This is a genomic window from Micrococcus sp. 63XJN7_8_ISO-PGPR-S23-253, from assembly GCF_056173425.1.
The window spans coordinates 826,764-849,955 of the sequence record NZ_CM149673.1 but is presented as its reverse complement, the minus strand read 5'-3'; the positions used below and the strand labels follow the sequence as shown (position 1 = coordinate 849,955).

14 protein-coding genes and 1 rRNA gene are annotated in these 23,192 nt (G+C 72.4%); 4 read left to right on the top strand and 11 right to left on the bottom strand.

From position 1 onward, the window contains the following. Positions 1-57: 57 nt before the first annotated feature. The 5 genes from AC0VX4_RS03995 to AC0VX4_RS03975 form a co-directional block, all read right to left on the bottom strand. Positions 58-1,580, bottom strand: a 16S ribosomal RNA gene (locus tag AC0VX4_RS03995). A gap of 784 nt (positions 1,581-2,364) precedes the next feature. Beyond that, positions 2,365-3,708: a tyrosine--tRNA ligase gene (tyrS, locus tag AC0VX4_RS03990; RefSeq protein ID WP_060973656.1), complete on the bottom strand. Its 1,344-nt coding sequence runs from the start codon at positions 3,706-3,708 to the stop codon at positions 2,365-2,367. Between the two features lie 69 nt (positions 3,709-3,777). After that, positions 3,778-6,066: a HelD family protein gene (locus AC0VX4_RS03985; protein ID WP_126860039.1), complete on the bottom strand. Its 2,289-nt coding sequence runs from the start codon at positions 6,064-6,066 to the stop codon at positions 3,778-3,780. A gap of 167 nt (positions 6,067-6,233) precedes the next feature. Further along, a complete protein-coding gene (gene argH / locus AC0VX4_RS03980; RefSeq protein WP_060775415.1) occupies positions 6,234-7,694 on the bottom strand; it encodes an argininosuccinate lyase in 1,461 nt (486 codons plus the stop codon). 85 nt (positions 7,695-7,779) lie between these two features. Then, complete coding sequence (locus tag AC0VX4_RS03975; protein ID WP_060775414.1) at positions 7,780-9,021, bottom strand: argininosuccinate synthase; 1,242 nt, start codon at positions 9,019-9,021, stop codon at positions 7,780-7,782. A 622-nt stretch (positions 9,022-9,643) separates the two neighbouring features. Between AC0VX4_RS03975 and rpf the strand changes: the two genes are divergently transcribed. Further along, a complete protein-coding gene (gene rpf, locus AC0VX4_RS03970; RefSeq protein WP_206480895.1) occupies positions 9,644-10,576 on the top strand; it encodes a resuscitation-promoting factor Rpf in 933 nt (310 codons plus the stop codon). Positions 10,577-10,691: 115 nt separating this feature from the next. On the opposite strand, the gene argR is transcribed toward rpf, so the two are convergent. From argR to argC, 6 genes are read right to left on the bottom strand one after another with little or no spacing between them, the layout of a single operon-like run. Next, on the bottom strand, positions 10,692-11,180 hold the full coding sequence (argR, locus tag AC0VX4_RS03965; RefSeq protein ID WP_206480894.1) for an arginine repressor: 489 nt from the start codon (positions 11,178-11,180) through the stop codon (positions 10,692-10,694). Next, positions 11,180-12,139 carry an ornithine carbamoyltransferase gene (argF, locus tag AC0VX4_RS03960; RefSeq protein ID WP_206480893.1) on the bottom strand — a complete coding sequence of 320 codons (960 nt, stop codon included), beginning with the start codon at positions 12,137-12,139 and terminating at the stop codon, positions 11,180-11,182. The genes argR and argF overlap by 1 nt, the downstream gene beginning before the upstream one ends. Continuing rightward, positions 12,136-13,422 (bottom strand): acetylornithine transaminase, encoded by a 1,287-nt coding sequence (locus AC0VX4_RS03955; RefSeq protein ID WP_475464615.1) that lies wholly within the window; start codon positions 13,420-13,422, stop codon positions 12,136-12,138. Before AC0VX4_RS03955 ends, argF begins: the two co-directional genes overlap by 4 nt. Further along, positions 13,419-14,405, bottom strand: coding sequence for an acetylglutamate kinase (gene argB, locus AC0VX4_RS03950; protein ID WP_169577993.1), 987 nt, complete (start codon positions 14,403-14,405; stop codon positions 13,419-13,421). The genes AC0VX4_RS03955 and argB overlap by 4 nt, the downstream gene beginning before the upstream one ends. A gap of 11 nt (positions 14,406-14,416) precedes the next feature. Further along, positions 14,417-15,577 (bottom strand): bifunctional glutamate N-acetyltransferase/amino-acid acetyltransferase ArgJ, encoded by a 1,161-nt coding sequence (gene argJ / locus AC0VX4_RS03945; RefSeq protein WP_002853669.1) that lies wholly within the window; start codon positions 15,575-15,577, stop codon positions 14,417-14,419. Continuing rightward, positions 15,574-16,614, bottom strand: coding sequence for an N-acetyl-gamma-glutamyl-phosphate reductase (gene argC, locus AC0VX4_RS03940; protein WP_475464614.1), 1,041 nt, complete (start codon positions 16,612-16,614; stop codon positions 15,574-15,576). Before argC ends, argJ begins: the two co-directional genes overlap by 4 nt. 102 nt (positions 16,615-16,716) lie before the next feature. On the opposite strand from argC, the gene AC0VX4_RS03935 reads away from it, so the two are divergent. The 3 genes from AC0VX4_RS03935 (at position 16,717) to AC0VX4_RS03925 (ending at position 23,181) form a co-directional block, all read left to right on the top strand. Further along, positions 16,717-17,718 (top strand): quinone oxidoreductase family protein, encoded by a 1,002-nt coding sequence (locus tag AC0VX4_RS03935; RefSeq protein ID WP_002853672.1) that lies wholly within the window; start codon positions 16,717-16,719, stop codon positions 17,716-17,718. Positions 17,719-17,839: 121 nt separating this feature from the next. Beyond that, on the top strand, positions 17,840-21,844 hold the full coding sequence (locus AC0VX4_RS03930; protein WP_145033643.1) for a Pls/PosA family non-ribosomal peptide synthetase: 4,005 nt from the start codon (positions 17,840-17,842) through the stop codon (positions 21,842-21,844). After that, on the top strand, positions 21,841-23,181 hold the full coding sequence (locus AC0VX4_RS03925; RefSeq protein ID WP_136940995.1) for a M1 family metallopeptidase: 1,341 nt from the start codon (positions 21,841-21,843) through the stop codon (positions 23,179-23,181). Before AC0VX4_RS03930 ends, AC0VX4_RS03925 begins: the two co-directional genes overlap by 4 nt. Positions 23,182-23,192: the final 11 nt, after the last annotated feature.

The window sequence follows — 23,192 nt, the reverse complement described above, 5'->3', positions numbered from 1 at the left end:
CCATGAGCAACCCGCCATCACACACGCGGTGATGCAACGGGCACTGATGCTCCTTAGAAAGGAGGTGATCCAGCCGCACCTTCCGGTACGGCTACCTTGTTACGACTTAGTCCCAATCGCTGGTCCCACCTTCGACGGCTCCCCCCACAAGGGTTAGGCCACCGGCTTCGGGTGTTACCGACTTTCGTGACTTGACGGGCGGTGTGTACAAGGCCCGGGAACGTATTCACCGCAGCGTTGCTGATCTGCGATTACTAGCGACTCCGACTTCATGGGGTCGAGTTGCAGACCCCAATCCGAACTGAGACCGGCTTTTTGGGATTAGCTCCACCTCACAGTATCGCAACCCATTGTACCGGCCATTGTAGCATGCGTGAAGCCCAAGACATAAGGGGCATGATGATTTGACGTCGTCCTCACCTTCCTCCGAGTTGACCCCGGCAGTCTCCCATGAGTCCCCACCACTACGTGCTGGCAACATGGAACGAGGGTTGCGCTCGTTGCGGGACTTAACCCAACATCTCACGACACGAGCTGACGACAACCATGCACCACCTGTGAACCCGCCCCAAAGGGGAAACCGTATCTCTACGGCGATCGAGAACATGTCAAGCCTTGGTAAGGTTCTTCGCGTTGCATCGAATTAATCCGCATGCTCCGCCGCTTGTGCGGGCCCCCGTCAATTCCTTTGAGTTTTAGCCTTGCGGCCGTACTCCCCAGGCGGGGCACTTAATGCGTTAGCTGCGGCGCGGAAACCGTGGAATGGTCCCCACACCTAGTGCCCAACGTTTACGGCATGGACTACCAGGGTATCTAATCCTGTTCGCTCCCCATGCTTTCGCTCCTCAGCGTCAGTTACAGCCCAGAGACCTGCCTTCGCCATCGGTGTTCCTCCTGATATCTGCGCATTCCACCGCTACACCAGGAATTCCAGTCTCCCCTACTGCACTCTAGTCTGCCCGTACCCACCGCAGATCCGGGGTTAAGCCCCGGACTTTCACGACAGACGCGACAAACCGCCTACGAGCTCTTTACGCCCAATAATTCCGGATAACGCTCGCACCCTACGTATTACCGCGGCTGCTGGCACGTAGTTAGCCGGTGCTTCTTCTGCAGGTACCGTCACTTTCGCTTCTTCCCTACTGAAAGAGGTTTACAACCCGAAGGCCGTCATCCCTCACGCGGCGTCGCTGCATCAGGCTTGCGCCCATTGTGCAATATTCCCCACTGCTGCCTCCCGTAGGAGTCTGGGCCGTGTCTCAGTCCCAGTGTGGCCGGTCACCCTCTCAGGCCGGCTACCCGTCGTCGCCTTGGTGAGCCATTACCTCACCAACAAGCTGATAGGCCGCGAGTCCATCCAAAACCGATAAATCTTTCCAACACCCACCATGCGGTAGGCGCTCCTATCCGGTATTAGACCCAGTTTCCCAGGCTTATCCCAGAGTTAAGGGCAGGTTACTCACGTGTTACTCACCCGTTCGCCACTAATCCACCCAGCAAGCTGGGCTTCATCGTTCGACTTGCATGTGTTAAGCACGCCGCCAGCGTTCATCCTGAGCCAGGATCAAACTCTCCGTAAAAAAATTACAGAACAACACCGTGGCAGCCGGAAATAACCACCACGACATCCATTCAATACCTAGCAGACCATCACCACACCACGGGGGTGGCAGGCGATGATCAACCAATATGTGTTAAAACAATTGGCATCAACAAACTTGGCACACTATTGAGTTCTCAAACAACAGGCGCTTCCAGCTTCAGCGACCCGCTCCGCGGGCCGTTTCGCTCTGGAGCAACTTCTCCATCCTAGACCATCCGTTTCGAACGTGTCAACTCCGTGTCCGAAGCATTCACCGTCTGTTCACATGGCCGGGCTAGAAAACCTTACCACGCGATCCGACCATGTCAACTCCGCTCTCTGCGGGGCCAGACACTCACCGGACCATCCACGTGGAAGGCCTCGAAAAGCTTACCACATGATTCCCGGCTGTCAAACCAGATCATCTTCTTCAGGAATCCCGACCAGCATCACTGCCAGCCGCGCACCCGGTGAGCACCACCCGCCCTGGACCTGCCATTCTCGGCATGAATCCGCGGATTCTGTGTTCTTCACCCCGCCTCCCGGTCACCCGGTCGGCGTCTTGAGCACGAGATGGAACTCTACACACGAACCCCACCGAACACAAAATCAGGGGTGACACCCGGCGTCCCGGCACGAAGGAGGGCCCCGTTCTCCGCAGGATTCTGCGGGGAACGGGGCCCTGTGCTCCTCCCGTGGGCGGTTGCTTCGCCGTCGCCGCCCGTCGTGTCCTCGGTCACTTTTCGCGACTCACGGTGGACACCGGTGGTCTGCAGCTGCGGTCAGCCCTCCCCCAGGTCCGCACCCGCCATGTTCTTCTTGCCCCGGCGCACCAGCAGGTGTCGGCCGGCGAAGGCGTCGTCTCGGGTGAACACCTGGTCGGCATCCGTCACCCGCACGTTGTTCACCGAGGCGCCGCCGTCGCGCACCGTCCGACGCGCCTCGGAGCGCGAGGCCACCAGCCCGGTGGAGACCAGCAGCTCGACCGCGGTCACGGTGCCCGGCTCCCCCTCCCACTGGGTCCGGTCGGCCTGCGGCAGCTCGGCCAGCACGGCGGTCAGCGTGTCCGGGTCCACCGTGGTGAGGTCGCCCCCTCCGAACACCGCCTGGGAGGCCTCGATGACCTTCGTCGTCGTCTCCTCGCCATGGGCCAGCGCCGTGACCTCCCACGCCAAGCGCTTCTGGGCCTCTCGGCGGAACGGCTCGTCGGCCACCTTCTGCGCGTACTCCTCGATCTCCGCGCGGGTCAGGAACGTGAAGACCTTGAGCCGGTCCACGACGTCGGCGTCCGCCGTGTTGAGCCAGAACTGGTAGAAGGCGTACGGGGAGCACATCTCCGCGTCGAGCCAGACGGCGTTGCCCTCGGACTTGCCGAACTTGGTGCCGTCCGCGTTCGTGATCAGCGGCGTGCCCAGCGCATGGGCGTGGGTCCCCTCCACCTTGCGGATCAGCTCGGTGCCGGCGGTGAGGTTGCCCCACTGGTCGGAGCCGCCGGTCTGGAGGGTCACGCCGTGCCGGCGGTGCAGCTCGAGGAAGTCGTTGCCCTGCAGCACCTGGTAGGAGAACTCCGTGTAGGAGATGCCCTCATCAGAGTTCAGGCGCTTGGCCACGATCTCCTTCTTCACCATCGTGCCGACGCGGAAGTTCTTGCCGACGTCCCGCAGGAAGTCCAGCGCGCTCATGCCCGCGGTCCAGTCCAGGTTGTTGACCATGGTCGCCGCGTTCTCCCCCTCGAAGGAGAGGTACGGCTCGATCTGCGCGCGCAGCGACTCCACCCACGCCGCCACGGTCTCCTGCGAGTTCAGGACGCGCTCCGAGGTCTGCCGCGGGTCGCCGATGAGGCCGGTGGCGCCGCCCACGAGGGCGTACGGGTGGTGGCCGGCGAGCTGCAGGCGGCGCAGGGTGAGCAGCTGGACCAGGTGTCCCAGGTGGAGGGACGGTGCGGTCGGGTCGAAGCCGCAGTAATACGAGACGGGCTCCCCGGCCAGCGCATGCTCCAGCGCGGCCTCGTCCGTCGAGACGTGCACGAGCCCGCGCCAGCGCAGCTCCTGCCAGACGTTCTCGAAGCTCGGGTCGTTCGCCTGTGCGCGCAGTCGGGCCGCGCGCTCCTCGTTCTGGGGTGCCATGGCCCCCAGCCTAGCGACGCGCCCGCGCGCCTCCGCGACGCCGCGCACGTGCGACGTCGCCCGCGGGGCTCACTCCGGGACGTCCGCCAGCCCGGCCGGCAGCGCGGCCGCGTCCGTCCCGGCGACGACGGACAGCGACTGGGTGGCGCGGGTCATCGCCACGTACAGATCGCCCACCACGCCGCGCGCGTCGTCCACGATCCGCTCGGGCGAGACGAGGACGACGGTGTCGAACTCCAGTCCCTTGGTCTCCCACGGGGTGGCGACGACGATCGCGACGCCGGGCAGCGGCGCGGTGTCCACGGCCGCCTCCCCCCACCGCTCGCGGAGGGCCGTGAGCAGCTCCCCCGTCTGCCCGGCGGGGGCGATCACGGCGGTCAGGGCCTCGGGCACGCGGTTCCGCTCGACCTCGACCGCCTCGAGGGCCAGGGCTGCGACGTCACCGCCCGGCTCCGTCACCAGGCGCGGGCGGTGATCGCCCTCACGCACGGCGCGCGGATGGGAGACCTCGAGCCCGGCCGCCCGCGCGACCTGCGCGGCCCAGCGCATCACGCGTGCCGGCGAACGGTAGTTCACGGTCAGCTCTTCCAGGCGCCAGCGGTCCCCGAACTCCGGGGCGAGGACGGACGCCCACGAGCCGGCCGCGTCGCGACGGGAGGACTGCGCGATGTCGCCCACGATGGTGAACGACTTCATCGGGCAGCGGCGCGCCAGCAGGCGCCACTGCATCGGAGAGAGCTCCTGGGCCTCGTCGACCACCACGTGCCCGTACGTCCAGGTGCGGTCGTGGGCCGCGGTCTCGGCGGTGGTCCGTCGCACCCCGCGTGCCTCATTGGCCGCGGCCAGCTGCTCGGCGTCCACGACGCCGTCGACGCCCAGGTCCGCGAGCGTCTGGTGCATGTTCTCCAGGGACGCCCGGGCGTTCTCGAGGTTGCGCTCGTGCTGAGCCGTGGACTCACCGCCCCGGCCCGGGGTCTCGAGCCGTCCGAGCAGCTCGGCCGCCTCGTCCAGCAGGGGCACGTCGGCCTCGGTCCAGGGGGCGTCGGCCGGCCGCAGGAGCGCGCCGACCTCGGCGTCGGACAGCCACGGGGCGGCCGCCCGGAGCAGGTCCTCCCGGGTGAGGAGGTCGCCGATCAGCCTCTCCGGCGTCAACGGCATCCAGCAGAGGTTGAGCGCGATGCGCACGTCGCGCGAGGTGCGCACGTCCTCCAGCAGGAGGTCACGCTGCACCGGGGTGCCCGAGGACTTCTCCAGCTTCTTGCGCAGCTTCTCCGCGAGCTCGCGGACGAGGATCTTCACGAACGTCACCCGGGCCTCGTTGTGGGGCTTGCGGGTGGCCCGCGCCTTGTCCCGGGCGCGCCGGACCATGGCCGGCTTGAGCTTGACGGTCGTGCCGTCGATCAGCAGGCGACGCGGCTCGACGAGCAGGCGCTGGCGCTGCGCGACCGCGCGGGCGACGGCGTCCACCATGTCCAGCCGGCCCTTCACCGCCGCCGCGTCGAGGTCCCGCTCCGGGACGGCCCGCACGCCCGGCATCAGCGTCCCCAGCGAGGACATCACGACACCGGTCTCACCCAGCGAGGGCAGCACCCGCTCGATGTACCGCATGAACGCGGTCGACGGACCGACGATCAGCACGCCCGAGCGCGCGAGGCGCTCCCGGTGGGTGTACAGCAGGTAGGCGGCGCGGTGCAGGGCGACGGCGGTCTTCCCCGTGCCGGGCCCGCCCTGGACCACGACCGCCCCGGGCAGGGGCGCGCGGATCACCTCGTCCTGCTCCGACTGGATCGTGGCGACGATGTCCCCCATCTGTCCCGTGCGTCGGGCGGTGACGGCGGCCAGCAGCGCACCCTGGCCATCGGCGCGCACCCCGTCCTCGCCCAGCAGCGTCGGGTCCAGGATGTCGTCCTCGAGGTCGCGCACCTCGCGCCCCCGCAGCATCAGGTGACGACGACGGCGCACACGGCCCCGGTGGGCCGCCGTCGCCTGGTAGAAGGCGCCGGCCTCGGCCGCGCGCCAGTCGACGAGGAGGCGCTCGTGGTCCTCGGTGGTGAGGCCGATGCGCCCGATGTACCGCTGCTCGTCGGCCCCACCCTCCTGCTCGGCGTCGAGGTCGAGCCGGCCGAAGACGAGGCGGTCGTCCACGGCGTAGAGCTGGGCGAGCCGGTCCTCGTAGAGGCTGGCGAAGGCGTCGCGCTCGGAGTGGTTCTGCAGCGACCCCTGCGGGCCGGTCCGGCGCACGGCCGCGAGCTGGCGCTCCTTCTCCTCACGCAGGGCGTCGAGGCGGGCGTACCGCTCGGCGACCCGACCCCGCTCGAGGTCGAGCTCGGACTGGCGGACGGACACGGTATCGGTCATCGGGGGCCCTCGCGGTGCGGTGAGGGGCGGACCATGCTGCGGCCCGCCCGGCGGAAAAGTGACCACCCATGCTACGCCGACCACGGTGAACGGCGGGTGACGCGGCGGCGCCCTGGGGGCACCGCCGCGTCCGGCCCGGCCGACGCCGTCTCGGCCGGGCGACCGCGTCAGCGAGCGTCGACGACGGAGCCCGGCGTGTCGGCCCAGCGGCGCAGCGGTTCCAGGGCGTCCTCGAGCGCCCCGATCTGCGCCGCGACGGCCGTCGGTGCGGTCCCGCCCTGGGCGTCGCGAGAGGCGAGCGAGCCCTCCGTGCTGAGCACCTCGCGGACCTGCGGGGTCAGCGCCGGCGAGATGGCGGCGTACTCCTCGTCCGTGAGGTCCCACAGCTCCACGCCCCGGGCCTCGGCCGCCTTCACGGCCTCGCCCGACAGCTCGTGGGCCTCGCGGAACGGGACCCCCTGGCGGACGAGCCACTCGGCGACGTCGGTGGCCAGCGCGAAGCCCTGGGGGGCCAGCTCCGCCATGCGCCCCGTCTGGAACTCGAGGGTGGCGATCATCCCGGAGACGGCGGGCAGCAGCAGCTCGAGGGTGTCCGCGGCGTCGAAGACGGGCTCCTTGTCCTCCTGCAGGTCGCGGTTGTAGGCCAGCGGCATGCCCTTGAGCGTGGCCAGCAGCCCCGTGAGGTCGCCGATGAGGCGGCCGGACTTGCCGCGGGCCAACTCGGCGACGTCCGGGTTCTTCTTCTGCGGCATGATCGAGGACCCCGTGGAGTACGCGTCGTGGAGCCTCACGAAGCCCGCCTCCTTGGTGGCCCAGAAGATGACCTCCTCCGAGATGCGGGACAGGTCGACGCCGACCATCGCGGCGACCCACGCGAACTCCGCGTACACGTCGCGTGCGGCGGTGCCGTCGATCGAGTTCCACACGGCCGACTCGAAGCCGAGCTCGGCGGCCACGGCGTTCGGGTCCAGACCCAGGGAGGAGCCGGCCAGGGCCCCGGAGCCGTACGGCGAGACGGCCGCGCGTGCGTCCCAGTCCACGAGCCGCTGCAGGTCCCGCGCGAATGCCCAGGCGTGCGCGAGCAGGTGATGCGAGAGCAGGACGGGCTGCGCGTGCTGCAGGTGGGTGCGGCCCGGCATCGGCGCGTACGGGTGCGCCCGCGCCTGATCGAGCAGCGCGTCCACGGTGGCGATCACGCCCCGCGCGATGATGCGGGCGTGGTCGCGCAGGAACATCCGGCCGAGGGTGGCGACCTGGTCGTTGCGGGATCGGCCGGCCCGCAGGCGGCCGCCGAGCTCGGGACCGGCCCGCTCGATGAGGCCGCGCTCGAGCGAGCCGTGCACGTCCTCATCGGACGCCGCCGGGGCGTAGGCACCGGAACGCACGTCCGCCTCGAGACGGTCGAGGGCCGCGATCATCCCGTCCAGGTCGTCCGCACTGAGCAGACCGGCGGTGTGCAGCACCCGGGCGTGGGCACGGGAACCCGCGATGTCATAGGGCGCCAGGCGCCAGTCGAAGTGCGTGGACTTGCTGAGCGCGGCGAGCGCCTCGGAAGGGCCGCCGGCGAAGCGGCCGCCCCACAGGGCGCCCTCGTTGGTCCCGTGGCGGGCGTCGGTGTTCTCGGTCATCGAAGGTCTCCTCGAGGTCGGTGACAGGCCGACGGCGACCGGCCCGGTCGCGGGCGGGCCGCCGTCGTGCACGGGGCGTGCGGGGTCAGTCGTTGGACAGGCGGGCGACGTCCTGGAGGTCGTCGCTGCCGCGCAGGCGCTGCTCGCGCTCGGAGGCCGTCTTCGCGGACAGGCCGAAGATGTCGATGAACCCGCGGGCCGAGGACTGGTCGAACGAGTCGCCCTCGTCGTATGTGGCGAGGTTGAAGTCGTACAGGCCGGTCTCGGACCGGCGACCCTGCACCGTGGCGCGGCCACCGTGGAGCTCCAGGCGGATCTCACCGTTGACGTGTTCCTGGGTCGCGTCGATGAACGTGTCCAGGTTCCGCTTCAGCGGGGAGTACCACTGGCCGTCGTAGACCAGCTCGGTCCACCGCTGGTCCACATGCTTCTTGAAGCGCGCCTGTTCACGCTCCAGGGTGACGTTCTCGAGCTCACGGTGGGCCGCGATCAGCGCCATGGCGCCCGGTGCCTCGTAGATCTCGCGGGACTTGATGCCCACGAGGCGGTCCTCGACGATGTCGATCCGGCCCACGCCCTGGGCACCGGCCCGGCGGTTGAGCTCCTCGATGATCTCCAGCGGGCTCAGCGCGCGGCCGTCGAGGGCCGTGGGGACGCCGCGCTCGAAGGCGATCGTGACCACGTCCGGCGCCGGCGGGAAGGCGGGGTCGTCCGTGTAGTCGTAGACGTCCTTCGTGGGGCCGTTCCAGATGTCCTCGAGGAAGCCGGTCTCGACGGCGCGGCCCCACACGTTCTGGTCGATCGAGAACGGGTTCTTCTTGGTGGTGACGATCGGCAGGTCGTTGCGCTCGGCGTACTCGATGGCCTTCTCACGGGTCAGGGCGAGGTCGCGCACCGGGGCGATGCACTTCAGGTCGGGCCCGAGGGTCTGGATGGAGACCTCGAAGCGGACCTGGTCGTTGCCCTTGCCGGTGCAGCCGTGCGCCACCGTCGAGGCGCCGAACTGGCGGGCCGCCGCGACCAGGTGGCGGGAGATCACGGGGCGCGAGATCGCGGAGACCAGCGGGTAGGCGTCCATGTAGAGGGCGTTGGCCTTGAGCGTGGGCATGCAGTACTGCTCGGCGAACTCGTCACGCGCGTCGGCGACGTAGGCCTCGACGGCGCCGCAGTCCAGGGCGCGCTGGCGGATCGTCTCGAGGGACTCGCCCCCCTGGCCCACGTCGACCGCGACGGCGACGACCTCGGCGCCCGTGGCCTCGGCGATCCAGCCGATGGCCACCGAGGTGTCCAGGCCGCCCGAGTAGGCAAGGATGATGCGTTCCTTCACGTTTTCTCCTCTTTATATAGGGGGGTCTCCGAGCGCGGCGCGTGGCCGTCGGAGGCGTGCTCGGTGGCGATCCTACCCGGGTCTTGAATAAATATGCAACTAACGGAATATCAGCTCTCAATGGCCCCTGTGCAGCCCCTCTGCGCCGACAGCGACGGCCACGGGCAACCATCGCCCCGCCCTCGAATCCCGGGTCGAACGCGACTCAGGTCACGGCCTCGGCCGTCGATCGTGACCTTTGCCCATGCTCCTGTGACGGAGGTTGTCCACACCGGTGGATCAGACACCATGACAGCAACTCCGGCCAGTAGCGTGCATTTCATCCACGCGCCCACGACTCTAGGGATCGATTCGTCACCCGATCTCAAATTTGAGACAGACGGGCAAGAATTCGTCGACCCATGATTTGACGCGAGGGGGGCTCCCGTCGTTGACTCTTCCGTAGCCGATTCGTGATCGAACCGTGATCTGACCGAGAGGTCGGGCACGGGGAGGCCACGATATCGAACCCCCTCCGACGGTCGCCCGCTGCTGGGTCGTCTCGAACCGACGGAGGGCATGACCCGACCAAGGAGAAGGACGACCCCGGTGCGCCTCGGCCGCCGATCAGCGAGGACTCGCCATGGACACCATGACTCTCTTCACCACTTCCGCCACCCGCTCCCGCCGTGCCACTGCCTCGATCGTCGCGGGCATGACCCTCGCCGGCGCCGCCGCCGTGGGCTTCTCCGCCCCGGCCCAGGCTGCCACCGTGGACACCTGGGATCGCCTCGCCGAGTGCGAGTCCAACGGCACCTGGGACATCAACACCGGCAACGGCTTCTACGGCGGCGTGCAGTTCACCCTGTCCTCCTGGCAGGCCGTCGGCGGCGAGGGCTACCCGCACCAGGCCTCGAAGGCCGAGCAGATCAAGCGTGCCGAGATCCTCCAGGACCTGCAGGGCTGGGGCGCCTGGCCGCTGTGCTCGCAGAAGCTGGGCCTGACCCAGGCTGACGCGGAGGCCGGTGACGTGGACGCCACCGAGGCCGCCCCGGTCGCCGTGGAGCGCACCGCCACCGTGCAGCGTCAGTCCGCCGCAGACGAGGCTGCTGCCGAGCAGGCCGCGGCTGAGCAGGCTGCTGCCGAGCAGGCCGCGGCTGAGCAGGCTGCTGCCGAGCAGGCCGCGGCTGAGCAGGCTGCTGCCGAGCAGGCCGCGGCTGAGCAGGTTGCTGCCGAGCAGGCCGCGGCCGACCAGGCCGCCGCCGAGCGCTGGGCCGCCAAGCAGGCTGCTGCCGAGCAGGCCGCCGCCGACAAGGCTGCCGCCCAGCGCGCCGCCGCCGCGGAGAAGGCTGCCGCTCAGAAGGCCGCTGCCGCTGAGCAGGCCGCTGCCGCTGAGCAGGCCGTCGTCGCCGAGGCCGAGACCATCGTCGTCAAGTCCGGTGACTCCCTCTGGAAGCTCGCCAACGAGTACGAGGTCGAGGGTGGCTGGACCGCCCTCTACGAGGCCAACAAGGGCATCGTCTCCGACGCCGCCGTGATCTACGTCGGCCAGGAGCTCGTCCTGCCGCAGGCCTGAGACGCCTGACCGGTCCCCCGGACCGGTACGACACGAGGAAGGCCCCCGCCATCGGCGGGGGCCTTCCTCGTGTCTGGTGCCCGTCACCCGCGCGGGCGGGGCCGGATGGGTCCGGCTAGCCCGCCAGACCCAGCAGGTGGGCCGCGACGGCCGGGGCGGACGTGCTCCCCGGGGTGATGACGAGGATGGTGTCGTCGCCGGCGATCGTGCCCATCACGTGCTCCACGCGCGCCTGGTCGATCACGCTGGCCAGGAACTGCGCCGCGCCCGGGGGCGTGCGCAGGACCACGAGATTGGCGGTGGGCTCGGCGGAGATGAGCAGCTCGCGGGCCATGCTCGCCAGCCGGTTCAGCTGCGCGTCCGAGCCGCGGCCCGGCGCGGCGCCGTCGTCACCCTCCGCCGGCAGGGCGTAGACCATGCCGGCCGGCCCGCGCGTCCGCACCGCGCCGAGGTCCACGAGGTCCCGCGAGAGCGTCCCCTGGGTGACGGACAGCCCGCGATCGCCCAGGGCGTCCGAGAGTTCGGCCTGGGAGCGGATGCCCCGGGTGGCCAGGATCTCCCGGATCGCGGCCTGACGGGCGATCTTCGTCGTGGGGGCGGCCATCAGCGCGGCTCCTCGGCCAGACCGGAGCGGTACAGCAGCCAGGCGATGAGCGCCTTCTGCGCGTGCAGGCGGTTCTCGGCCTCGTCGAACACCACGGAACGCGGCCCGTCGATCACCTCGGCCGTGACCTCGTAGCCCCGGTACGCGGGCAGGCAGTGCAGGAAGATCGCTTCGTCGGCCGCCCGCGCCATCGCGGCGGCGTTCACCTGGTAGTCGCGGAACAGCGCCAGGCGTGCCTCCTTCTCCTCCTCCTGGCCCATGGACACCCACGTGTCGGTCACGACGACGTCCGCGTCCGCCAGGGCCTCGGCCGCGTCCGTCGTGACGAGGATGGAAGCGCCCGTCTCCGCCGCCCGCTGTCGGGCGGCGGCCACGACGTCCTCGGCAGGCAGATGCCCCTCGGGTCCGGCGACCCGCACGTGCATGCCAGCCGTCGCGCAGCCGAGCAGGTACGAGTGGGCCATGTTGTTCGCCGCGTCCCCCAGATACGCCAGAGTGCGGCCCGCCGTGCCGCCGAGGTGCTCGCGCACCGTCAGCAGGTCGGCGAGGATCTGACAGGGGTGGTAGTCGTCGCTGAGCGCATTGACCACGGGCACCGAGGAATGGGCGGCCATCTCCTCGAGGCCGGCCTGGGCGAACGTGCGCCAGACGATGACGCCGACCATCCGCTCCAGCACGCGGGCCGTGTCGGCCACGGACTCCTTGTGGCCCAGCTGCGACTCCCCCGGGTTCACGATCAACGGCGTCCCGCCGAGCTCGGCGATGCCCGCGGCGAACGAGACGCGGGTGCGCGTGGAGGTCTTGTCGAAGAACACGATGCCGGTCCGGGGCCCGGCCAGCGGGCGGTGCCGGAACCGGTCGGCCTTCATCTGGGCGGCGAGGTCGAGCACCTCGGCCTGCTCGGCCGGGGTGAGGTCCGTGTCCACCAGGAAGTGGCGGACGGCGGCAGTGGGGGTCATGGGCGGTCTCCTTCGGCGGGGGTCAGGGCGGCGGCCACGAGCCCGGGCAGGGCCGCGGCGAAGCGCTCGAGCTCGGCCACGGGCACGGTCAGCGGCGGGGCCAGGCGCAGGGTGGAGGGGCCGGTGGCATTGAGGATCCAGCCCGCCTCGAGGCCGGCGGCGACGACGGCGGGGGCCAGCCCGCCGGCCGGGGCCGGTCCCGCGGGGTCGGCCAGATCGACGCCGATCCACAGGCCGTGGCCGCGCACCGCGGCCACCTCGGGCAGGTCCTCCAGCAGGGCGACCACGGCCTCACCCGCGGCGCGGACGTGGCCGAGCAGGCCCTCGTCCTCGACGGTCCGGAGCACGGCCAGGCCCGCGGCGGTGGCCAGGGGGTTGCCGCCGAACGTGGTGCCGTGCTGGCCGGCGGTGAGCAGCCCCGAGACGGCGGGGCCGACGCACACGAGCGCCCCGATCGGCACGCCGCCTCCCAGTCCCTTCGCCAGGGTGAAGGCGTCGGGCACCACCGGCTCGGCCGCACCGGTGACCGCCGGATTCTGGAAGCCGAACCACGTGCCGGTGCGGCCCACGCCGGACTGCACCTCGTCGAGGATCATCAGAGCGCCGGCCTCGCGGGTCGCGGCCCGCACCTCGGCCAGGTAGCCGGCCGGCCAGCCGTGCACGCCGGCCTCGCCCTGGACCGGCTCGAGGATGACGGCGGCGACGGTGGCGCCGTCGTCGTCCGGGGCCAGGACCGCCCGCAGGGCCGCGGCGTCCCCGCCCGGCACGTGCTCCGCGCCGCCGGGCAGCGGCTCGAAGGGCGCCCGGTAGGCCTCCTTGTGCGTGAGCGCGAGGGCGCCCATCGTGCGGCCGTGGAAGGCCCGCTCGAGAGCGATCACCCGCGTCCGGCGGCCGGACGGGTCCTCCGCACCGTGGCGGCGGGCGAGCTTGAACGCGGCCTCGTTGGCCTCCGTGCCGGAGTTCGCGAAGAACACGGTGGAGCCCGCGGGCGCGCCGGCCAGCTCCAGCAGGCGCTCGGCCAGGCGGATCTGCGGCTCGGAGGTGAAGAGGTTGGACACGTGGCCGAGTGTGGCGATCTGCTCGGACACGGCCCGCACCAGCGCCGGGTGGCCGTGGCCGAGCGCGTTGACGGCGATGCCGGCCAGCAGGTCCGTGTAGCGCCGGCCGTCGGCGTCCCACACGTGGACCCCCTCGCCGCGCACGAGGACGCGGGTGGGGCGGCCGAAGACTCCGGTCAGGGCGGCGTGGTAGCGCTCCAGCAGCGCGGACTGGTCGGTGCTCATGCGTCCTCCTCGGGGGTGGTCGGGGCGGTGGGCTCGGCGTCGGGCACCACCTGGGTGCCGACGCCCGCGGAGGTGAAGACCTCCAGCAGCATCGAGTGGGGGCGACGGCCGTCCACGACGTGGGCGCGCTGCACGCCGGCGTCCACGGCCGCCAGGCACGCGGCCATCTTCGGGATCATCCCGGAGGCCAGGGAGGGCAGCAGCGCACGCAGCTGGGCGGCGGTGAGCGAGCTGATGAGGGAGTCCCGGTCCGGCCAGTCGGCGTAGAGGCCCTCGACGTCGGTGAGCAGCACGAGCTTCGCGGCGCCGAGGGCGGCGGCCAGGGCCGCGGCGGCGGTGTCCGCATTGACGTTGAGGACCTGCCCGGTGGGCTCGCCGGCGTCGTCGATCTCGGGGGCGACCGACGAGACCACGGGGATCCGCCCGGCCTCGATCACGTCGAGGATCGCGGTCGGGTCGACGCCGGTGACCTCGCCCACGAGGCCGAGGTCCACCTCCTGCCCGTCGACGACGGCGCCCGTGCGGCGGGCGCGCAGCAGCCCCGCGTCCTCGCCGGAGAAGCCGACGGCGTACGGGCCGTGGGAGTTCACGAGGCCGACCAGCTCGCGGCCCACCTGTCCTGTGAGCACCATGCGGACCACGTCCATGGCCTCCTCGGTGGTCACGCGCAGGCCGCCGCGGAACTCGGACGCGATGCCGAGGCGGTCGAGCATCGCGTTGATCTGCGGGCCGCCGCCGTGCACCACCACGGGGTGGACCCCCACGTGGTGCAGGAACACGATGTCCTCGGCGAACGCCCGGCGCAGCTCCTCCGACACCATGGCGTTGCCGCCGTACTTGACGACCATGACGGTTCCGGCGAACCGCCGGATCCAGGGCAGGGCCTCGACGAGGACCTCCGCCTTGGACTCGGCGCGGTCGAGCCGGTCCGCGGTGGACAGGACGGGTGCGGCCGCCGTGGCCGGGTCGGTGTGCGGGCTCATGCTGGGGGTCCTCACGTGGAATAGGCGGAGTTCTCGTGGACGTAGTCGTGCGTCAGGTCGTTGGTCCAGACCGTGGCCTCGGCGTCGCCGGCGTGCAGGTCGACCTCGACGAGCACCTCGCGGGCCGAGAGGTCCACGCGGGAGCGGTCCTCCCCCACACCGGAGGCGCGGCACACCTGGACGCCGTTGAAGCGCACGTCGAGGGCGTACGGGTCGAAGGCGGCGACCGACTCCGGGACCGTGCCGACGGCGGCGATCACGCGTCCCCAGTTCGGGTCCTGGCCGAAGATCGCGGTCTTGAACAGGTTGGAGCGGCCGACGGCGCGCGCGACGGCCTCGGCCGCCTCCTCGGTCTCGGCGTGGACCACGCGCACGGCGATGTCGTGCCGGGCGCCCTCGGCGTCGGCGACGAGCTGGCGGGACAGGTCCGCGCAGACCTCGTGGAGGGCCGCGGCGAACGCCGCGGGCTCGGGCGCCGTCCCGGACGCGCCCGAGGCCAGCAGGATCACGGTGTCATTGGTGGACATGCACCCGTCCGAGTCGACCCGGTTGAAGGTGGCGCGCACGGCCTCGCGCAGGGCCGCGTCGAGGGCGGGGGCGGGGACGTCGGCGTCCGTGGTGATGACGCTGAGCATGGTGGCCATGCCGGGTGCCAGCATGCCCGCCCCCTTGGCCATGCCGCCCACGGTGAAGCCCTCGCCGCGGGCGACGGCGGTCTTGGCCACGGTGTCCGTGGTCTTGATCGCGACGGCGGCGTCCTCACCGCCGTCCGCACTGAGGGCGGCGACCGCCTCGGACACGCCCGCGGTGAGCGTGTCCATCGGCAGGCGCTCGCCGATGAGGCCGGTCGAGCAGACGAGCACGTCGTCGGCGGCGGTCCCGAGGGCGGCGGCCGCGTGCTCGGCGGTGCGACGGGCGTCCTCGAGGCCCTCGGCGCCGGTGGCCGCGTTGGCCCCGCCGGAGTTCAGGACGACCGCGGTCGCGCGGCCGTCCCGCACGGCGCGGCGGGTCCAGACCACAGGGGCGGCCGCCACCCGGTTCTCGGTGAGGACGGCGGCCGCCGCGTCACGCGGGCCCTGGTTGACGACGACGGCGACGTCGGGCGTGCCCGAGGCCTTCAGCCCCGCGGTGACACCGGCCGCCCGGAACCCCTGTGCTGCGGTGACGCTCACGGCGCGACCCCCTGCTGCTCGAGCCCCGCCTGCTCCGGCAGGCCCAGGGCGATGTTCATGGACTGCACGGCGCCGCCGGCCGTGCCCTTGGTGAGGTTGTCGAGCACCGCGCAGACGATCACGCGGCCGGCCCGCTCATCCACGGCGAGCTGCAGCTGCACATGGTTGGAGCCGAGGACCGCCTTCGTCGTGGGCCACTGCCCCTCGGGCAGCAGGTGCACGAAGCGTTCGCCGCCGTAGGCCGCGTCCCATGCGGCGCGCACGTCCGCGGCGGCGACGCCGGGGCGCAGCCGCGCCGTGGCCGTCGCGAGGATGCCGCGCGACATCGGCGCGAGCGTGGGCGTGAAGGAGACGCGGACCGGCTCGCCGGCCGCCTGGGCCAGGCCCTGCTCGATCTCCGGGGTGTGCCGGTGCCCGCCACCGACGCCGTACGGGCTCATCCCGCCCAGGACCTCGGCGCCGAGCAGGTGCGGCTTGAGCGCCTTGCCCGCCCCGGAGGTGCCCGAGGCGGCGACGATCACCACGTCCTGCGGCTCGAGCAGCCCCGCGGCGAAGCCGGGCGCGAGGGCGAGGATCGAGGTGGTCGGGTAGCACCCGGGGACGGCGATGCGGCGGGTGCCGGCGAGTCGCTCGCGCTGACCGGGCAGCTCGGGCAGGCCGTAGGGCCAGGTCCCGGCGTGCGCGGTGCCGTAGAAGGCCTCCCAGTCTGCGGCGGACTCGAGGCGGTGGTCGGCGCCCGCGTCGATCACCAGGGTGTCCGGGGATCGCTCGGCGATCTCGGCCGCGAGCGCCCCGGAGGCCCCGTGGGGCAGCGCGAGGATCACGACGTCGTGGCCGGCGAGGACCTCCGCGGTGGTCTCGGCGAGGACGCGGTCCGCCAGGGCGTGCAGGTGCGGCTGGAGAGCGCCGAGGCGCTCCCCCGCGTTCGAGTGGGCCGTGATGGCTCCGACGGTGACGGACGGGTGGCCGGCGAGCAGGCGCAGGGCCTCTCCCCCGGCGTAGCCGCTGGCTCCGGAGACGGCGACGGTGTGGGTCATGGCTTCATGCTAGCGCAGATATGCGCTGCACCGAATATCTATGCGGAACCTCGGGTCCCCCGGGCCGGGCCGGATGGTCCGGCCCGCTCCTAGAGTGGGGCCATGACCACTGCGAACACCCCCGCCGTCCCCCGCACCCACCACGCCGTCGTCGTGTCCGCCACGGGCGGCCCCGAGGTCCTGCAGTGGACCGAGACGGAGGTGCCCTCCCCCGCGCCGGGACACGTGCTGGTGCGCACCGCTGCGGCGGGCCTGAACTTCATCGAGACGTACCAGCGCTCCGGGGTCTACACGATGGACCTGCCCTTCACCCCCGGCACCGAGGGCTCCGGCGAGGTCGTCGCGCTCGGCGAGGGCGTGGACGCCGCGCTCCTGGGGGCCCGTGTCGCCACCGCGACGGCCACCGGTGCGTACGCCGAGCACTTCACCGCCCCCGCGGATCGTCTCCTCACCGTCCCGGAGGGCATCGACCTGGCCGAGGCCGCCGCCCTTCCGCTGCAGGGCATGACGGCCCACTACCTCTGCCGGTCCACCTTCCCGGTGGAGGAGGGCCACACGGTGGTCGTGACGGCCGGTGCCGGCGGAGTGGGGCTCCTGCTCACCCAGCTCGCGACGGCCCGCGGCGCCCGCGTGGTCACCACGGCGTCCACGGAGGAGAAGCGGGAGCTGTCCCGGGGCGCGGGCGCCGTCGCCGCGGTGGACTATCCGGACCTCGCCGCCACGGTGGCGGAGCTGACCGACGGCGAGGGCGCGCACGCCGTGTACGACGGCGTGGGGAAGGACACCTTCGACACCTCGCTCGAGGTGCTGCGCGTGCGCGGCACGCTCGTGCTCTTCGGCGGGGCCTCCGGGCAGGTGCCCCCCTTCGACCTGCAGCGGCTCAACGCGGCCGGCGCGCTGTACGTCACCCGGCCCTCGCTGGTGCACTACACGCGCACGGGCGAGGAGACCCGCTGGCGTGGTGGAGAGGTGTTCGGGGCGTGGGCCTCCGGCGAGCTCGACGTCCGGATCGGCGAGCGCTTCCCCCTGGCGGACGCGGCCGCCGCGCACGCCGCCCTCGAGTCCCGGTCGACGACGGGCAAGGTGGTGCTCACCCTGTCCTGAGCCGGACCCGCCCGGTGCCGTCCAGGCGCCCCACGCGACCACGGGTGAGGCATAGAATGTCCCGCTGCGGCCTGGTCCGCGTCCGACCCTCGGTTCGCCGCTCAGATCCTCCGGAGGCCCCGTGTCCCTTTCGTCCGCCGCGCCCACCCCGCCCCCCGTCCCCCTCGACCCCACGGCCGCGCCGCATCGGGCGCAGCTGCCCGGCTCCGAGCGCACCCCGCCCGCCCGGACGCTCGTCGAGATCTTCGACGCCACGGCGCGCGAGCACCCGGACGCGACCGCCCTGGACGACGGCGTCGAGCCGCTGACGTACGCGGAGCTGCGGGAGCGCGTCGACGAGACCGCCCGCCACCTGTGGACCGCCGGCGTGCGGGCGGGAGACCGGGTCGGCGTCCGGATCGCCTCGGGCACGGCCGCGCTGTACGTCTCGATCCTCGGCGTGCTCGCCGCCGGCGCGGCCTACGTCCCCGTGGATGCGGACGATCCAGAGGAGCGCGCCCGTCTCGTGTTCGGCGAGGCGAAGGTGGCCGGCGTCCTCACCGACGAGCGGGTCTACGCCCCGCACCCCGAGCACACTGTGGACCCGGCCGCCGAGGCCCGCACCCCCGGGCTCGAGGACGACGCGTGGATCATCTTCACCTCGGGCTCGACGGGCACCCCCAAGGGCGTGGCGGTGAGCCACCGCTCGGCCGCGGCCTTCGTGGACGCCGAGGCACGGATCTTCCTGGCGGACGATCCGCTCGCCCCGGGGGACCGCGTGCTGGCGGGACTGTCCGTCGCGTTCGACGCCTCGTGCGAGGAGATGTGGCTCGCCTGGCGTCACGGCGCGTGCCTGGTCCCGGCCCCCCGCTCGCTCGTGCGCTCCGGCATGGACCTCGGCCCGTGGCTCGCCGAGCGGCGCATCACCGCCGTGTCCACCGTGCCGACCCTCGCCGCGATGTGGCCCACCGAGGCCATGGACAACGTCCGGCTGCTGATCTTCGGCGGCGAGGCCTGCCCGCCCGAGCTCGCCGCGCGCCTGGCGGAGGACGGCCGCGAGGTCTGGAACACCTACGGCCCCACGGAGGCCACCGTCGTCGCGTGCGCGGCCCCGCTCACCGGTCTCGGCCCGGTCCGCATCGGCCTGCCCCTGGACGGCTGGGACCTGGCCGTCGTCGACCCGCAGACCACGCTGCCCGTGGCCGAGGGCGAGACGGGCGAGCTGATCATCGGCGGCGTCGGCCTGGCCCGCTACCTCGACCCGGCCAAGGACGCCGAGAAGTACGCCCCCATGCCCTCCCTCGGCTGGGAGCGCGCCTACCGCTCCGGCGACCTCGTGGTCTTCGAGCCGGAGGGCCTGCTGTTCGTCGGCCGCGCCGACGACCAGGTCAAGCTCGGCGGCCGCCGCATCGAGCTCGGCGAGGTGGACGCGGCCCTCCAGGCCCTGCCCGGCGTCCACGGCGGCGCCGCGGCCGTGCAGACCACCCCGGCGGGCCACCAGATCCTCGTCGGCTACCTCGTGCCCGCGGACCCCGAGGCCGAGCTCGACCTGCACATGGCCCGCGAGCACCTCGCGGCGGAGCTGCCGGCCGCCCTCGTGCCCCGACTGGCCGTCGTGGACTCCCTGCCCACGAAGACCTCCGGCAAGGTGGACCGCCATGCGCTGCCGTGGCCTCTGCCCGGCGCCGAGGTGGACGAGGACGCGCCCCAGCCGGACGAGGACACCGCCGACGGCTGGGTGCTGCGCCAGTGGGCGGACGTGCTCGGCGCACCCCCCCAGGACGCCGACACCGACTTCTTCGAGGCCGGCGGCGGCTCGCTCGCCGCGGCCCAGCTCGTGGCCCGCCTGCGCCTGCGCCACCCGGCCGTGACCGTCCAGGACGTCTACCGCAACCCCACCGCCGGGGCCCTCGTGGCCGCCGTCGTGGGCGAGGACGGCCCCCGCGGCATCGAGGTGCACGACCGGCACGTCGACCGCACCCGCCACCGCACCCAGTGGGTCCAGACCCTCGTGGGGCTGCCGGTGTTCGTCCTGCCCGCCCTGCGCCTGGGCGTGTGGACCGGCCTGGCCCTGAACCTGCTGACGCTCTCCGGGCTGGCGCCCGGGCTGCCCACCGTGCCGTGGTGGGTGCTGATCGCGGCCGGTCTGCTGGTGGTCACCGTGCCCGGCCGCATGCTGCTCACCGCCGCGATCGCCCGGCTGCTGCTGCGCGGCGTGAGCCCCGGGTCCTACCCGCGCGGCGGCCGCGTCCACCTGCGCCTGTGGCTCGCCCAGCAGATCAGCGACCTCGTGGACCCCTACTCGCTGGCCGGCGCCACGTGGGTGCCCGCCTACGCGCGACTGCTGGGCAACCGGATCGGCAAGGACGTGGACATGCACACCGTGCCACCGGTCACCGGCATGCTCACGGTCGAGGAGGGCGCCGCGATCGAGCCCGAGGTGGACCTGTCCGGCTACTGGGTCGACGGCGACGTCGTCCGGCTCGGCGAGGTGCGCATCGGCGCGGACGCCGTCGTGGGCGCCCGCTCCACGCTCCTGCCGGGCGCCCAGGTCGGCTCCGGGGCGCACGTCGAGGCCGGGTCCACCGTCGCCGGGCGGGTGCGCGGCGGCCAGCGCCACGCCGGCTCCCCCGCCGTCAAGGTGGGCAAGGTGAAGTCCCGCGGCCCCGCCGAGGCGCCGCGGGAGACCCGGGGCTGGCGCCTGATGGCGACCGTCCTCTCGACCCTCATCTCCCTCCTCCCGCTCGTCTCCGCCGCCGCGGCGGCCGCGGTGGCCGCGTGGTCGCTGACCTGGTGGCCGCCGGCCCCGGAGGCGGGGCCGCTGGCCGCCGTCGGGACCACCGCGGCGCGGCTGCTGGCCGCGAGCCCCCTGGTGGCCGGCGTGTGGTTCCTGACCCAGATGCTGCTCGTGCTCGTCACGGTGCGCCTGCTCGCGCTCGGCATCACGGAGGGGCACCACCCCGTGCGCTCCCGGGTCGGCTGGCAGGTGTGGGCCACCGAGCGCGTCCTCGATGCCGCCCGCGACCAGCTCTTCCCGATCTACGCCTCCCGCTTCACGCCGACGTGGCTGCGCCTGCTGGGCGCCGAGGTGGGCCGCGGCGTCGAGGCCTCCACCGTGGTGCTCGTGCCGTGCATGACCCGCGTGGGCGACGGCGCGTTCCTCGCCGACGACACGATGGTCTCCTCCTACTCCCTCGACGGCGGGTGGATGCACGTGGCCCCCGCGAAGGTCGGCAAGCGCTCGTTCGTGGGCAACTCCGGCATGGTGCCCGGCGGCCGCACCCTGCGCCGCGACTCGCTCGTGGCGGTGCTGTCCACCACCCCGGCCAAGACCAAGGCGGGCACGTCCTGGATGGGCTCCCCGCCCGTGCGCCTGCGCCGCAACGAGGTCACCGCGGACGCCTCCCTCACCTACGACCCGCCGGCCCGGCTCAAGGCCGCCCGCACCGCCTGGGAGCTGCTGCGCGCGATCCCGGTGTGGCTGCACGTGGCCCTGTCCATCGCCGTCGGCGCGACGCTGGCCGCCCTCATCGCGGTCGGCACGTGGGCGCTGGCCTTCATCCTGGGCGGCGTCGTCCTGCTCGCGGCCGGCGCGGTCGCGGCGGGCCTGACCGTGCTCGCCAAGCGGGTCTTCGTCGGCCGGATCCGCGCGGGCGAGCACCCGCTGTGGTCCTCGTTCATCTGGCGCAACGAGGTCGCGGACACCTTCACCGAGTTCCTCGCCGCCCCGTGGTTCAGCCGGGCCGCGGCCGGCACCCCCGCCCTGGTCTGGTTCCTGCGCGCGATGGGCGCCCGCATCGGCCACGGCGCCTGGGTCGAGTCCTACTGGCTGCCCGAGGCCGACCTCGTGGAGCTCGGCGACGGCGCCACCGTGAACCGCGGCTGCGTCGTCCAGACCCACCTGTTCCACGACCGCGTGATGTCCCTGGACGCCGTCGTGCTGGAGGACGGCGCCACCCTCGGCCCCCACTCCGTGGTGCTGCCCGCCGCTCGCCTGGGCCGCGGCACCACCGTCGGCGCCGGGTCCCTCGTGATGCGCGGCGAGGAGCTGCCCGCCGGCACGTGGTGGCTCGGCAACCCGGTCTCCCCGTGGCGTCGTCCCGACGGCGACCCCGCCGCAGCCACCCCCTCCCGAGAGGAAGCATGAGCACCGATCCCTACGTCCCGGGCGTCGGCACCGACGCCGCCACCGTCGAGCACATCGCGCTGGACCTCGACGTGCGCCTGGCCGCGAACCGGGTCTCCGGCACCGCCGTCCTGCGCGTGCGCCTGACGAAGCAGAGCCGCCGCATCGAGCTGGACCTGCACCGGCTGCGCGTGTCCCGGGTGGACGCCGTCGTCGACGGCCGCGCCATCGCCTCCTCGTTCACCCAGCCGGGCCGCGCCCCGAGCCGCCTCGTCGTCGACCTGGGCGAGAGCCGGCCGGAGGGCACGCTCGTGGAGCTGACGGTGGTCTACGCGGGCACGCCCACGCTGCGGCGCAGCCCGTGGGGCACCATCGGCTGGGAGGAGCTCACGGACGGCGTGCTCGTGGCCGGGCAGCCCCACGGCGCCTCCACGTGGCTGCCGTGCGTGGACTCGCCCACCTCACGCTCGACGGCGGAGATCACCCTCACCTGCGACGCGGGCTACCTGCCCGTCGCCAACGGCGTGGGCGCACCCGTGCGCACACGCGGCTCGCGGGTCACGTGGCGGTGGCGGCTCGACCAGCCCGTGCCCGCCTACCTGCTCAGCGTGCAGATCGGCCGCTACCGGCTCGTGGACGCCGCCCCTCCCGCCGAGGGGCTGCCGCCGCTGCGCCTCGTGGTCTCCCCGCGGACCGAGCAGCGGGCCCGCCGGGCCCTCGCCCCCCAGCCGGCCATGATGGCCACGTTCATCGACGCCTACGGGCCGTACCCGTTCGAGGACTACACCGCGGTCGTGGCCGACGAGGAGCTCGAGATCCCCCTCGAGGCCGCGGGCATGTCGCTGTTCGGCACCAACCACCTGGACGGCTCGTGGGAGTCCGAGCGGCTGATCGCCCACGAGATGTCCCACCAGTGGTTCGGCAACGCCGTGACCCTGGGCCGCTGGTCCGACCTGTGGCTGCACGAGGGCTTCGCCTGCTGGTCCGAGTGGCTGTGGGCCGAGGCCTCGGGGCGGTCGAGCATCACCTCGATGGCGCGGCGGGCCTGGCAGAAGCTGGCCGCGCACCCGGTGGAGCAGGCGCTGGCCGAGCCCGGGCCGGAGGAGATGTTCGAGGACTGGGTGTACAAGCGCGGCGCGCTCACCGTGGAGGCGCTGCGGCACCTGCTGGGCACGGACCTCTTCGGCTCCATGCTGCGCGCCTGGGTGCGGGAGCACCGGTTCGGCACCGTCGACTCCCTGGGGCTGCGCACGCACGTGCACGCGTGGGCCCCGCACGCCGGGGTGAGCCGAGCGCAGGTGGACGAGCTCTTCGACGCGTGGACGCTGCGGCCCGAGCTGCCGCCGTTCCCGGGCTGAGGCGGCCGCGC